Source organism: Anaerobacillus sp. ABD4_527, assembly GCF_056160805.1.
Genome location: NZ_JBSWXZ010000004.1, coordinates 133,981 through 146,775, shown reverse-complemented (window position 1 = coordinate 146,775; position 12,795 = coordinate 133,981). Strand labels below are relative to the sequence as shown.

General features: G+C 40.3%; 15 protein-coding genes and 1 rRNA gene. 4 read left to right on the top strand and 12 right to left on the bottom strand.

Annotated elements, in window-relative coordinates; genetic code table 11:
- Window positions 1-309 (bottom strand): 16S ribosomal RNA (locus ACXAHI_RS18740); the annotation flags it as partial.
- Between the two features lie 272 nt (window positions 310-581).
- Window positions 582-1,448, bottom strand: a complete 867-nt coding sequence (locus ACXAHI_RS18735) for a nucleotidyltransferase-like protein (protein WP_270182609.1) — start codon at window positions 1,446-1,448, stop codon at window positions 582-584.
- Between the two features lie 184 nt (window positions 1,449-1,632).
- Here ACXAHI_RS18735 and ACXAHI_RS18730 point away from each other — a divergent pair, with 184 nt between their 5' ends.
- Window positions 1,633-1,992, top strand: a complete 360-nt coding sequence (locus ACXAHI_RS18730; RefSeq protein WP_270182610.1) for a YgzB family protein — start codon at window positions 1,633-1,635, stop codon at window positions 1,990-1,992.
- A gap of 61 nt (window positions 1,993-2,053) precedes the next feature.
- Here the strand turns inward: ACXAHI_RS18730 and perR are convergent, their stop codons facing one another.
- From perR to ACXAHI_RS18695, 7 genes are all read right to left on the bottom strand, one after another.
- Entirely contained in the window at window positions 2,054-2,488 is a 435-nt protein-coding gene (gene perR, locus ACXAHI_RS18725; protein WP_270182611.1) for a peroxide-responsive transcriptional repressor PerR, read from the bottom strand.
- Between the two features lie 106 nt (window positions 2,489-2,594).
- Window positions 2,595-3,149: a cob(I)yrinic acid a,c-diamide adenosyltransferase gene (locus ACXAHI_RS18720; protein WP_474850435.1), complete on the bottom strand. Its 555-nt coding sequence runs from the start codon at window positions 3,147-3,149 to the stop codon at window positions 2,595-2,597.
- A 2-nt stretch (window positions 3,150-3,151) separates the two neighbouring features.
- The gene (locus ACXAHI_RS18715; protein ID WP_474850433.1) at window positions 3,152-4,102 is read right to left on the bottom strand and encodes a D-2-hydroxyacid dehydrogenase; all 951 of its coding nucleotides are present in this window, start codon (window positions 4,100-4,102) and stop codon (window positions 3,152-3,154) included.
- Window positions 4,103-4,310: 208 nt separating this feature from the next.
- On the bottom strand, window positions 4,311-4,781 hold the full coding sequence (gene bcp, locus ACXAHI_RS18710) for a thioredoxin-dependent thiol peroxidase (RefSeq protein ID WP_474850431.1): 471 nt from the start codon (window positions 4,779-4,781) through the stop codon (window positions 4,311-4,313).
- Window positions 4,782-4,843: 62 nt separating this feature from the next.
- Window positions 4,844-5,272 carry an ion channel gene (locus tag ACXAHI_RS18705; RefSeq protein WP_270182614.1) on the bottom strand — a complete coding sequence of 143 codons (429 nt, stop codon included), beginning with the start codon at window positions 5,270-5,272 and terminating at the stop codon, window positions 4,844-4,846.
- Window positions 5,273-5,321: 49 nt separating this feature from the next.
- Complete coding sequence (locus tag ACXAHI_RS18700) at window positions 5,322-5,927, bottom strand: class F sortase (protein ID WP_474850429.1); 606 nt, start codon at window positions 5,925-5,927, stop codon at window positions 5,322-5,324.
- 23 nt (window positions 5,928-5,950) lie between these two features.
- Window positions 5,951-6,760 (bottom strand): DUF4397 domain-containing protein, encoded by an 810-nt coding sequence (locus tag ACXAHI_RS18695; RefSeq protein ID WP_474850427.1) that lies wholly within the window; start codon window positions 6,758-6,760, stop codon window positions 5,951-5,953.
- Window positions 6,761-6,928: 168 nt separating this feature from the next.
- Between ACXAHI_RS18695 and ACXAHI_RS18690 the strand changes: the two genes are divergently transcribed.
- On the top strand, window positions 6,929-7,480 hold the full coding sequence (locus tag ACXAHI_RS18690) for an RNA polymerase sigma factor (protein ID WP_474850425.1): 552 nt from the start codon (window positions 6,929-6,931) through the stop codon (window positions 7,478-7,480).
- 27 nt (window positions 7,481-7,507) lie between these two features.
- Here ACXAHI_RS18690 and ACXAHI_RS18685 read toward each other — a convergent pair whose 3' ends face one another.
- The 3 genes from ACXAHI_RS18685 to ACXAHI_RS18675 are packed head-to-tail and all read right to left on the bottom strand — an operon-like array spanning window position 7,508 to window position 10,094.
- Window positions 7,508-8,293: an ABC transporter permease gene (locus ACXAHI_RS18685; protein WP_270182618.1), complete on the bottom strand. Its 786-nt coding sequence runs from the start codon at window positions 8,291-8,293 to the stop codon at window positions 7,508-7,510.
- A 3-nt stretch (window positions 8,294-8,296) separates the two neighbouring features.
- On the bottom strand, window positions 8,297-9,088 hold the full coding sequence (locus ACXAHI_RS18680; RefSeq protein ID WP_474850423.1) for an ABC transporter permease: 792 nt from the start codon (window positions 9,086-9,088) through the stop codon (window positions 8,297-8,299).
- Window positions 9,081-10,094 carry an ABC transporter ATP-binding protein gene (locus tag ACXAHI_RS18675; protein ID WP_270182620.1) on the bottom strand — a complete coding sequence of 338 codons (1,014 nt, stop codon included), beginning with the start codon at window positions 10,092-10,094 and terminating at the stop codon, window positions 9,081-9,083. The genes ACXAHI_RS18680 and ACXAHI_RS18675 overlap by 8 nt, the downstream gene beginning before the upstream one ends.
- 132 nt (window positions 10,095-10,226) lie before the next feature.
- Between ACXAHI_RS18675 and ACXAHI_RS18670 the strand changes: the two genes are divergently transcribed.
- Both ACXAHI_RS18670 and ACXAHI_RS18665 read left to right on the top strand, forming a co-directional pair.
- The gene (locus tag ACXAHI_RS18670; RefSeq protein ID WP_474850421.1) at window positions 10,227-11,522 is read left to right on the top strand and encodes a glutamate-1-semialdehyde 2,1-aminomutase; all 1,296 of its coding nucleotides are present in this window, start codon (window positions 10,227-10,229) and stop codon (window positions 11,520-11,522) included.
- A gap of 168 nt (window positions 11,523-11,690) precedes the next feature.
- A complete protein-coding gene (locus tag ACXAHI_RS18665) occupies window positions 11,691-12,773 on the top strand; it encodes an FUSC family protein (protein WP_474850419.1) in 1,083 nt (360 codons plus the stop codon).
- The last annotated feature ends 22 nt before the right edge of the window (window positions 12,774-12,795 follow it).

Here is a 12,795-nt window from a genome sequence, read left to right as displayed (position 1 = left end):
CCTCTCAGGTCGGCTACGCATCGTGGCCTTGGTAAGCCGTTACCTTACCAACTAGCTAATGCGCCGCGGGCCCATCCTACAGTGTTAGCCAAAGGCCAACTTTCAACGTTGCATCATGCGATGCTATGTATTACCCGGTATTAGCTCCGGTTTCCCGGAGTTATCCCAGTCTGTAGGGCAGGTTGCCCACGTGTTACTCACCCGTCCGCCGCTGAGAAATGGGAGCAAGCTCCCATTTCTCCGCTCGACTTGCATGTATTAGGCACGCCGCCAGCGTTCGTCCTGAGCCAGGATCAAACTCTCCGATAGAAAAGTTCAATCTAGCTTTAAAACAATGTTGTTTCCGTAGAAACAATTTCTTGCATGGCGTTTCGTTCAGTTTTCAAAGATCGATTTGTTTCTTTCAATGTCGTTTTCAGCGACTTTATTAATGTAACACATTAACTCATTCGAAGTCAACAACATTTTTAAAAGTTTTTGTTTGCCGCGTTGCTCTCTTGCGGCGACAAGTAATAATATATCACGGGGTAAAAATATGGTCAACCCTTTTTATAATATTTTCCCCCGTTTATTTTAAGTTGCTATTTTGCTCGATACTGACGACTATAAATTCCATTACCTTTTGTTTCAGATAGTAGAACTTCAATAAGTTCTTTCTCTACCATATACTCTAGAAGAGCGCCTAGATCGATTCCATACTCTTTTAACTGATCGTTCTCCAAGAGCTCCTGATAAGTCCAAACTCCATCGCGCTCATTCATAACCTTCCTTATATGAAGAGTAGCGTTGAAAGATTTAGATGAAAGTGAAAAGTCATTAGCAAGTAGGAGCAATTCAAGGCGTTTATCAAGAGGATCTTCACCAGTGAGAAGCTCAGTATACAACTTAAAAATTTCAGGTTCAATATGTTTCACTTGATTCCAAACGGTGATTTCTGGATGGAAACCATGCTCGATGACAGATAAACGTGCTAGATGATGCAAAGCATGCAAAATAAAATTGTAAGCATCCATATATTGTTTTGAAGCAAACAGTTCCTTACCATCCATATACCTTCTGATGAGTTTAGCGAATTCAACTCCGATCTTGCGAGTACGTTCCTCTAATGGAAATTCACGAATACGTTCTTTCAATCCTGCTATGTATTCATTCCGATCAAAAATGATCTTTCCGTTAACAAGCCAAGCCACTAGACGACGATGGCTCCCTGTAAGCAACCAATCATGAACTTGTTGTTCCGAAACAACATGCATCGCTGCTTTTTTGTCCTCAAATTCATAATGCTTAACAAGCCATGGCTTTTGATTATTATTAACGATGATCAATAAAACGACATCAAAGTTATCAGTCAATGGATGATGTGGTTTTGTTTTTTCAATTACAATAACTCCAAGGGTTTCGGGGTGACTTGCTCTTTCCTGGTAAATCGGCCTTAAAAGGTTTTCCATCTGACTTTCCTCCAGCAGTACTTTTTTATTCTTGGACCCGTACCTGTCTAAACAATTCAACATTCAATATTATAAATCCTGTTATAAATTAAGCAATCCTAATTTTGAACTTTTTATGGAAGATGTTAAGGAAAGTGCTTACAGATAATCCATATGCTATACTTGGTTGCAGGAGGGACAAGTGATGCAATTAAAGTATACAAACAAAATAAATAGAATTCGTACGTTCGCACTGAGCTTAGTCTTTATCGGAATTGGTATAATGTATATAGGTATTTTCTTTAAAACATCCGTCTTCTTAATGACGTTGTTTATGATTATTGGTTTCTTAGCAACGATTGCTAGTGCTGTTGTGTATTTCTGGATTGGGATGCTATCGACCAAAGCTGTCCAGGTCACCTGTCCTAATTGTGAGAGAACCACGAAAGTACTTGGGCGAGTGGATGCTTGTATGTATTGCAAACAGCCATTGACGATGGATCCAAGCTTAGAGGGTGTCGAGTTCGACGAGAAATATAATAGTAAAAAGACTAAAAATAAATAAGGAGTCGCTGTGCTCCTTTTTTGTTAACACTAAAAAAGCTCGCCATTTGAGGCGAGTTTTTTTAGTGTTTATTCTTTTGACACTCCGGACATGAACCGTATATTTCCATCCTGTGGTCGCCAACTTTGAAGCCTGTGACTTGCTCAGCCAGCGTTTCAACTTCATCTAATCCGGGATAATGGAAGTCTACAATTTTCCCACATTCATCACAGATAATATGGTAATGATCAGTCGTAACACAGTCGAACCTGCTTGAAGAGTCTCCATATGTTAATTCTTTAACAAGTCCAATTTCCTTAAACACTCTCAAGTTATTGTAAACTGTTGCAACACTCATATTAGGAAACTTTCCTTCAAGCGACTTATATATTTCATCTGCTGTAGGATGGGCCATTGATTGGATCAAATGTTCCAATATGGCATGACGTTGAGGGGTAATACGCACACCCGAGCTTTTCATTGCTTCTATCGCTCCATGCAGTTTTTCTTCAGCCATTCGTCATGCACCTCTCTTCCAACAAGCATTCTTACATTGTAATGTTTATAATTAGTGTACATGGTAGAGCCATCAATTGTCAATAATCTACTATGCGCACAAGGTATCACTTCTTTTCATCATGCAAAATAGATTCCTTTTCTCCCATATGATAATTAATATAACGTGCAGCTACGAATAGAAAATCAGACAAGCGATTTAAAAATGAAAGAACTAGCGGATTAACCCCTTCTACTAAAGTTGCATTTCGTTCTGCTCTTCGTACGATCGTCCTTGAAACGTGTAAACATGCACCGGCTTGATGTCCACCTGGCAGAATAAAGTTTTTCAAAGGATCAAGTTGTTTCTCCCAAACATCGATCTGAGCTTCCATCTCTTCAATATGAGAAGCTTCTATCTTCCACCCAACATTTTTACCATCAGGAGTGGCTAGTTCTGCACCCACATGAAAAAGCCACGTTTGGATTTTGTGAAAAATATCATCCCAGTTCTCTTTTCCATCGAATCGGGCGTTTGAGACATAGCTGAGTGCAAGTCCAATCTGAGAATTCGCTTCATCACAAGTCCCGTAAGCTTCTACTCTAATATCATTTTTTGGAACACGCTTCCCGTAGATTAATGACGTCTCACCTTTATCACCCGTCTTAGTATAGATCTTCATCATTAATACCCCCTATCTAGATTAATATTATTTTGAAAATCGTTCGTACCATTCATGTATTCGTTCAAGTTTCTTTTGAAAATTTCGATTGCACGAGGCTGGTAATTCGGTGATACTCCTGAATGATGTGGTGTTACAGTAACGTTAGGCATTTCCCAAAAAGGGTGTTCCTTATCGAGCGGCTCGGTTTCAAAAACATCTAAGACTGCATGGTGGATCTCTTTATTGTGTAGTGCGCTCACTAAAGCATTTTCATCTACAGTATCGCCTCTTCCAATGTTGATAAAAACAGTTGTGTCTTTCATGGCACGGAAGTGTTGGTCTGTAAAGAATTGAAACGTATCAGGAGTGCTTGGAAGTACATTGACGACAGTGTCACACTTAGGAAGCATATCCATCACTTTGTCATTAGAATACATGTGATCAAAATATTCAGATGGCTCCCCTCTACGATTCACTCCAATCGTAGTCATATTGAATGCTTTTGCAATTCGACCTATTTCTCCACCAATAGCTCCAGTTCCGATTACACCGATAGTTGATCCCGATATCTCATTTAATGGCATCCTCTTGTCCCACGTATTCGAAGCTTCATTCGCAAGAAGTTCCTTCGTATTACGAGCCGTCATCAGCATAGCCCAAACCGTATATTCTGCCATTTGGATACGATGAATTCCTCTTGCATTCGTAACGAGTATCCCTCTCTCTTTTATCGTATTAAAAGGTAACAGCTCTACCCCAGCTGATAAGACCATGATCCACTTTAGCTTTTTCGCTTTATAGATATGTTCTTCACGAACGTCCTCACCGTATGTAACCAGTACGTCTGCTTCATGTAGGTGTTCCTCCGCTTCACTCATAGAAGGATAAAACTGAAATGTAACTTCTGGGTATTCGCTTATCAAATCGCTTTTAATTTGTGATTTAAGTTTTGCTGTAGATACAATGTTCATAGTTTCACCTCGAGGAATCAATATTATGATTCAAGTATAGCTGATTTATGTTGACCCTTTAAACGAAAACCCTTGAGTTAAGAGAATTTTCGGAACAAACACAATAAAAAAGAGCGCTTTTTGCGCTCAAAACTGAAGATATGATCTTCTGATAGACTATGCATATCGACTAGATCTGGATAGTCTTTTGCCATTAAAGCATCATCTTTTACCCTAGGTTTTCTTTGATATAGTTCAGTGCTGTTTCCACATGTTCTTTCACTCTAACTTTGCGCCATTCTTTTACAAGAGTGCCTTCCTTATCGATAACGAACGTGGAGCGCACAATTCCCATGTACTCCTTACCAAAGTTCTTCTTCAACTGCCATACGTCATATGCTTCAGCTACTTTATGATCTTCGTCAGCTAGAAGAAGGAAAGGAAGTTCATATTTATCGATGAACTTTTTATGCTTCTCAACAGGGTCTGGGCTAACGCCTAGAATAACTGTATCGAGCTCTTCGAAACCTTCGATATGATCTCTGAAATCACACGCTTCAGTCGTACAGCCAGGTGTCATATCCTTAGGATAAAAATAAAGAACGACGTTTTTTCCTTTGTAGTCTGATAGGGATACGGTTTCTCCAGTACTTGCTTCTAATTTAAAATCAGGTGCTTTTTGACCAACTTCAACACTCATCGTTACGCCTCCTTATGATTACTTCTAAAGTAAGCGTACCGAAATACAAAGAAACTTACAACTCATGACCCCTCTTTGTAATGGACGATCGTCGTCACAAAGAATGCTGCTGGCATTAAGTATCCTATCAAAGCTTCGAGTATAGCGATCCAGCGACCAACCCCAATCGGGGTGATGTCACCATACCCAACTGACAAAAGTGTCACTGCACTAAAATAAAGAACGGATTGCACCCTAGTCAATGCGTCCATAGGAATTAAGGAAATATCGATACTACCTTCTCTTAATACAGGTATTTCAAGAATGATTAGCCCTAGATAGATGCAGGCAAAAGCTGTAATCATCGTAAAGTAAACGATAAATAATAGCACTAGCTTGTAAACGGAAAGAAGACTTCCTGGTATACGCGTCCTCTTCATTAGTGAGACTAGACTCTTCCCGATTCCTAATGTAGCGATTATCATGGCTAGAATTATCAATCCAATGATCATTGAACCACCTCATAATCACTTTATGAGGATTATTACGAAATAGGACAAACTAATACGAAGATAGCACGGTATAGACGACCATTCGCTCTTCGTGTGTACCGGCACTTCGATTGAAAGTCCCTGTGCAGGTAATAAGGTTTAATCGTGGTTTATTACTCATACCAAAAATCTTCTCAAGCGGGGCATCATTTCTTGGATAAGAAGATGTGCTCTCGACTGTAAACTCATAGGATTTTCCGATATCGCTTGTTACGGATAGGACATCGCCTGGTTTAAGATCGCCTAGATGAAAGAATACTGCAGGCCCAGTTTTATTATCTACGTGTCCAGCAATCACAGCGTTTCCAGCTTCCCCAGGCTCAGCGCCTAATTCATACCACCCTACGTTCTGATCATCTTTTGGCACATCCATTTGACCATTAGGTAACTGACCAACATGTTCAACCTTTGCATCTACATCTATTTCTGGGATCGACAATCGTTCTGGTACAATCCCTTCATACATTGGTGTCTTTGCTTCTGATTTACTTTCATAAGTGACAGCCACTTCTGCACTCTCAGTAACTGGCATGGCTTCTGGCTCAGTATTATTAGAAGAGGAGCAGCCCATGGCTGCCCCTAAAAGAATGATACTGAACACCTTCTTTAGTGACATCGCTGCTCCTCCTCTTGAATGAATTATGCTGTTACCTTTTTACGAATAAAGATGATTGTTCCAGCTGCTAGAATTCCAGCACCTAACAGTGTCCAAGCAATCATATTGTTTCCTTGATCAGCCGTACCACCCATTCCTGTCTGAGGCATATCAGAAGGCATGTTTGAAGAATCTACAAGCGGCCAAGCTTCTAAAGGTTGTTCTCCTTCAACAAGTCCGATCGCATATACAGAATAGACATATCCTTCTTTAAGTTCTACTCCAGGGATCTCAAGTACTACGTCTTCAGAACCAGCTGGACGAACTTCTAAATCAACCGTCATCGGATCAACTTCAGCATAGTCAGATGTGGATTTGAAAGCAACATCTGAGAAAAGAACATCTCCATCTTTTACTGCTACATCAACGTTAGGAGCATCCGGGGAAGCATGTACAACTCTTACTTTCGCCTTTCCTTCAGAAGCTTCTGCGTCATCACCTAGCGCCCAAAGGGAAATTCCATCAAGTTTACCAACTGCAGCTGCAGAATATTTCATTCCTTTTTCGAGTGTTACGTTCTGACTGATAACTGGGTCACCTTCACCATTTTCACCTGCAGGGAATACTTCGATCTTGTGGTCTCCAGCAGGTAGAGCCAGATAATCTGTCGCTTGTTTATACTCGGCACCTTCCACAACCGCTTCTCCATCAACATAAACATCTACTGCCGGTGCATCAGGTGATGCATGAATTACGCGAACCATCGCTTTGTGATCATCCGCAAAAGCCTGAGTACCGATAAGTCCAAACATCATAACTAGTGCAACTGCGGACGCCATAAATTTCTTTAACATGCTTCCACTCCTCTTGTTTTGTTTTTGTTATACTTTTGTATAACCTATGTTCAACTATTAATACGACAAAAAGAGTGTTAGTGGATCACGTTTTTTAAAATTAATTTGTTTTTATTTCGAAACAAGGGGAATAAACCTACTAAATAACTATAGAGGGAGTTGCGTAACGTGAAGAAAGAAAACTTCGCGATCGGTTACTGGGGCCCGAATAACGAGGAGCTGTTCCAGAGTTTTTGTTACGAAAATCAACAGACGCTGATCAACATCGCACGTCGTATCGTCAATGATCAACAAATTGCCGAAGAGGTTGTTCAAGATGTGTACATGGAGGTTTGGAATAAGCGCAATCAATTCGATCCTAGTAAAGGAAAACTTTCTTCATGGGTTAATCAGATTACGAAGAATCGTGCCATCGATCGAATCAAAAAGGAACAGCGCAGCTTTCAAGAAACGGTGATGGAAGATTTTCGTGCCGTGAACGAAACAGCTTATACACATGATCATATAGAAGATAACCATGTAATCGATCAAGCATTAACGACATTGACGCTTGAACAGCAAGAAATTATGAGACTTATTTATTTTGAAGGGTATTCACAATCAGAAGTGGCGACTAGAAAGAAAATTCCACTCGGTACAGTTAAAAGCCGCGTTCGGTTAGGAATTAAAAAACTCAAAGAAGATTTTGCACTGTCACAACTTGGCTTGGTTTCTAAATAAAAAACCAGAGGGAGTCCCTCTGGTCGATCAATTACCTGCACCTCGGTATTTAGTTACACCGATGTTCCACATGAATATGGCGAAACCGAAGAAAGCAAAGCCGATTACTGGTGTAAGAAATGCATAGCCGTACCATTCTTCACGGCCTAGAAAATAAGCGGAAGGATAGACACCAACGAATGCAAACGGAAGAATCCAAGTAAGGATAAAACGAATAACTTTATTGTAGATATCGACTGGATATCTTCCATAGTTTCCGATATTGTACATCATCGGCATGATGCTTGTTCTGCTGTCAGACCAGAAGCTAATACTAGCAAGAAGAACGAAGATCCCTGCATAAACAAATGCCCCTCCGATCACCATCATAAGAAAAACAAACGGATCATACCAAGATAGAGTTAAATCCAGCCTACTTCCTGCGTAAACCATAACCGCTATCCCTGTGATCATTCCAAACAATGATTCTAATTCCATTCGTTCAAGGATGATTTGGAACAAACTGTGAACCGGACGAGTAAGGATTCGATCCATTTCTCCTTTAACGATATACCTTTCATTAAAGTCCCAAATGTTAAAGAAAGCACCGAAGATAGCGAATGGAACGAGGAAAAAGCCATAGATAAAGATAATCTCATCCCTCGACCAACCGCTCAACATATTTGTGTGCCCGAATACCACTAGAATGAAAATTAAGTTTACAGCTTGAAACAATAGATCAGACATGATTTCCATCGCCATATCAACGCGATACGTTAATCTCGTTTTCATATATTGTGAAACATATAGAAAGAAAATAGTTGCGTGCTTCATATATTATCCTCCCTGCACGATCAGTTGTTTTTTTGCGATGATCCAGAGAGCTTGAATCGGAATAATTAAAATCGCTGCCCATACCACTTGGAAAAGAAGTGCTTCATAAACGGCAGCACCTTGGAAACCTTCCGTAAAAATCATACTTGGAATATAGCTGATCGCCTGAAATGGTAAAAAGTCCATTACTTCTTGCGCCCACCCTGGATAAAAACTGATTGGCAGCAAGAGTCCAGAGAATAGATCGATTACAACGCGTTTTGCTCGTATAAGACCGTCGTTGTTAAAGAAAAAGAATGTGAGGACGCCGGTTAATAGATTGATCTGGGTGTTGACGATAAAACTAAGAATGATTGCTAACGTAAAGAAAAGCCACGTGGAAGCTGCTGCAGAAAACTCGATAGGAAAAATTAAGCTAACGATGAACATGCCTGGTATTGAAAAGAAGCTCAAACGGAAGATACCCTCTCCTAATCCCTGCATCGTCTTCATCATTAAATAATGATACGGGCGAATAAACTCTACAGCTACTTTTCCTTCTTTAATTTCTTGAGCGATTTCTCGGTCGATATTATTAAAGTAAAACGCCCGAGCCATCCAGGCCACTGCGATATAAGTCGTCATCTGAATAACGGATAGGCCTTCGATCTCTTCTTTGTTCCCATAGATCGCACTCCACAAAAAATAGTAGGCCCCAATGTTGATGCTGTAGATCAAGATACCACTATAATAATTGGTACGATAAGCAAGCATCATGAGGAAACGAATTCGAATCATCTCAATATACTTACCCATTGAGCATTCCCTCTTCATATATATTACGTATAATCTCTTCAGTCGAAATCTCATGAATCTTAATATCCGTAATACGATGAGCTGCAACGACCCTACCGATTACTTCAGAAATAACGTGTTCTTCATTCACAACGTTTGCAACAAAAACATTTGGGCGATCTCCTATCGTCCATTCTGCTTCAAGCTCATTCAATAACGGAACAAGCTTTTCTTTGTTAACATCCTCACCAAACTGAAACTCAATCTGTTTTCCTTCTCCCCAATTTGAACGAAGTTTCGCAAGCTTACCGTCATAGATAATTTGCCCTTCGTCAAGCATGACCACCCGATCGCATAGGGCTTCGATATCCGTTAGATCATGTGTTGTAAGCAAAATAGTCGTTTTGTACTTTTCATTTATTTCTTTTAGGAAGTTACGAATTTTAAGTTTTACTAATACATCCAGTCCAATTGTAGGCTCATCTAGAAACAATAGTTTAGGATTGTGAAGTAGCGCTGCTGCAAGTTCACACCTCATCCGCTGACCAAGAGAGAGTTTTCTAACCGGTTTATCTAATAAAGGTCCAATGTCCAGTGATTCGATCACATGGTTCATGTGTTCGTTATATACATCATCCGGAACGTTATATACTTTTTTAAGTAAGCGAAATGACTCCTGAACAGCAATATCCCACCATAGCTGAGATCGCTGACCAAACACAACACCGATTGAACGAACGAATTTCTCTCTTTCTTTGTGGGGATCCATTCCATTGACGCGAACTGTTCCTGACGTCGGAGTCAAAATTCCAGTCAACATTTTGATACTCGTTGATTTTCCCGCTCCGTTCTCCCCAATATATCCAACCATTTCACCTTCATTAACGGTGAAAGAAATATCTTTAACAGCTGAGATCACTTTGTAGTTCCTTGTAAACAAATCTCGAAAAGCTCCTTTAAGACCAGAGCGGCTCGAGTGTGATTTAAAGTCTTTGCGCAGTGACTGCACATCGATGACTTTTTCCATTTGCCTTCCTCCTTTTTACACATACCAACTTAGTTTACAAGAGGCTTTATAAATGTACAATCAATGAGCTTGTTTCTTCCTATATATATCATGCTACAATGAAACAGGAATTAGTTTTAGAAGGAGGCAATTATGAACATTTCAAAATCAGAACAACATCATAAAGAATCACTAAACATTATGCTGGGTGGAGTTAATAGTCCTTCCCGCTCTTATAAAGGTGTTGGAGGCGGCACCCCAATATTTATGGAGAAAGCTCGTGGCCCTTATTTCTGGGACGTAGACGGAAATAAATACATAGATTATCTAGCTGCTTACGGTCCTATCATCACGGGACATGCACATCCACATATCACTCAAGCGATTACGCACGCGGCAGAAAACGGCGTTTTGTATGGTACGCCTACCGTACTTGAGAACCGTTTTGGAAAGATGCTTCAAGATGCAATCCCTTCTTTAGAGCGTGTTCGCTTTGTGAACTCAGGTACAGAAGCTGTCATGACAACGATCCGTGTTGCTCGTGCGTATACAGGCCGAAATAAAATCGTTAAATTTGCTGGTTGTTACCACGGACATTCTGACCTTGTTCTCGTAGCAGCTGGTTCTGGCCCAGCAACACTTGGTAGCCCAGACTCTGCTGGAGTACCGGCGAGTATTGCGAAAGAAGTCATTACAGTCCCTTTCAATGATATTGAGGCATATAAAGAAGCGATGAATAAGTGGGGCGATGAGGTCGCTGGTGTGCTTGTCGAACCAATCGTGGGTAACTTCGGCATCGTAGAACCAAAAGAAGGATTCCTTGAACAAGTGAATGAGATTACTCATGATTACGGGGCACTCGTAATCTACGATGAAGTCATCACCGCATTCCGTTTTATGTACGGCGGAGCTCAAAACCTCATCGGCGTTGAACCAGATATGACAGCATTAGGTAAAATCATCGGTGGTGGTTTGCCGATCGGTGCATACGGTGGTAAGAGAGAGATCATGGAAAGCGTCGCACCTCTTGGACCAGCTTATCAAGCAGGTACGATGGCGGGAAATCCAGCTTCTATTTCAGCCGGAATTGCTTGTTTAGAAGTTTTACAACAAGATGGTGTTTATGAGCACCTCGATGAGATCGGTGCTAGACTTGAAGAAGGTATTCACAAGCTCGCAAAAGAAAACAACATCCAGATTACAATCAACCGATTGAAAGGCGCCTTAACTGTCTACTTTACTGAAGAGGAAGTCGTAAATTATGAGCAAGCAGAAAATACGGATGGAGAGAAATTCTCAACATTCTTCAAACTTATGCTAAAAGAAGGAATCAACTTAGCACCTTCCAAATATGAAGCGTGGTTCCTCACAACGGAACATACGACCAAAGATATCGATGACACTCTTGATGCTGTGGGACGAGTCTTCCAACAGATGAGCAACGTTTAGAATAGATTAGAAAGACAGAATAAACGCTATTCTGTCTTTCTTTTAGTAAAAATAGGGCTTGCTATCTAGGTCAATCCATTGTATAACTAGTACATTCTGTAATGTTTAAAAGTGGTAAGACAGGATAATCACTATACTAAAAGCTTTACACGAAAGGATCTATCAAAAATGAAGTTTGGTGCCCGGATTTTTAAAACAGGGCTTGCGATTACGATCGCTCTTTATATTGCTACATGGCTAGAGCTAGACCCACCCTCTTTTGCAGGAGTTGCAGCTCTTTTTGCGATCCAGCCGTCTATTTATCGATCATATCAATCAGTAATTGAACAAATTCAGTCAAATATCATTGGAGCTATTCTAGCAGTAGTGCTTGTACTTGTATTTGGAAATCAGCCTATCGTCATCGGACTAGGTGCGATCTTGCTCATTGCGATCAATATTAAACTTAAGATCGAAAGCACGATTCCTCTTGCAATCGTGACGCTCATTTTGATTATGAACGCACCTCAAGAAGAATTTATCTCGTTCGCAACCAACCGTTTTCTTGTTATCATGGTCGGGGTGATCAGTTCATTTTTTGTAAACTTAATTTTTCTCCCTCCCAAGTACGAAACAAAGTTGTTTCATAAAATCGTACGGAACACAGAGTACATTTCGCAATGGATTCGCCTCGCAACTAGAAATGATGCGGAGCATAAGGTATTGAAGGAAAATTTAAACCAGCTTAAAGAAGATACGGTGAAAAGTGATCAGTACTTCCTCCTATATAAGGAAGAACGAACATACTTTAAGAAAAGAGATTATGTGAAAGCACGCAAGTTGGTTCTCTTTCGACAGATGATCGCCACCACTGAAAAATCTTTTGCGATTTTGAAAATGTTAGATCAGCTTGATGTGAAAATATTGATCATGCCTGACGAGGTAAGAAAACTTATTCAAACGCACTTAGACGAATTAACAAACTACCATGAACGGATACATCTGAAGTACATTGGTAAAGTACGACACCAATCACCTGAAGAGATGTTAAATATAGTAGATAATGGAGAGTCTTCCTTGACGGAAAGGTACGTAGATTTATATGAAAGTGGAGAGTGTAATCGAGACCTATGGATGACGATCTTCCCATTGATCGGTATGATAATCGATTACCATGATCATCTTGAACATTTAGATTTACTCGTAGACAGCTTCCACTCCTATCACCAAGAAGATAACGAAGTCGACATACAAGAGTTACATGCAAAATAAAAAATCAGCCAAACGGCTGATT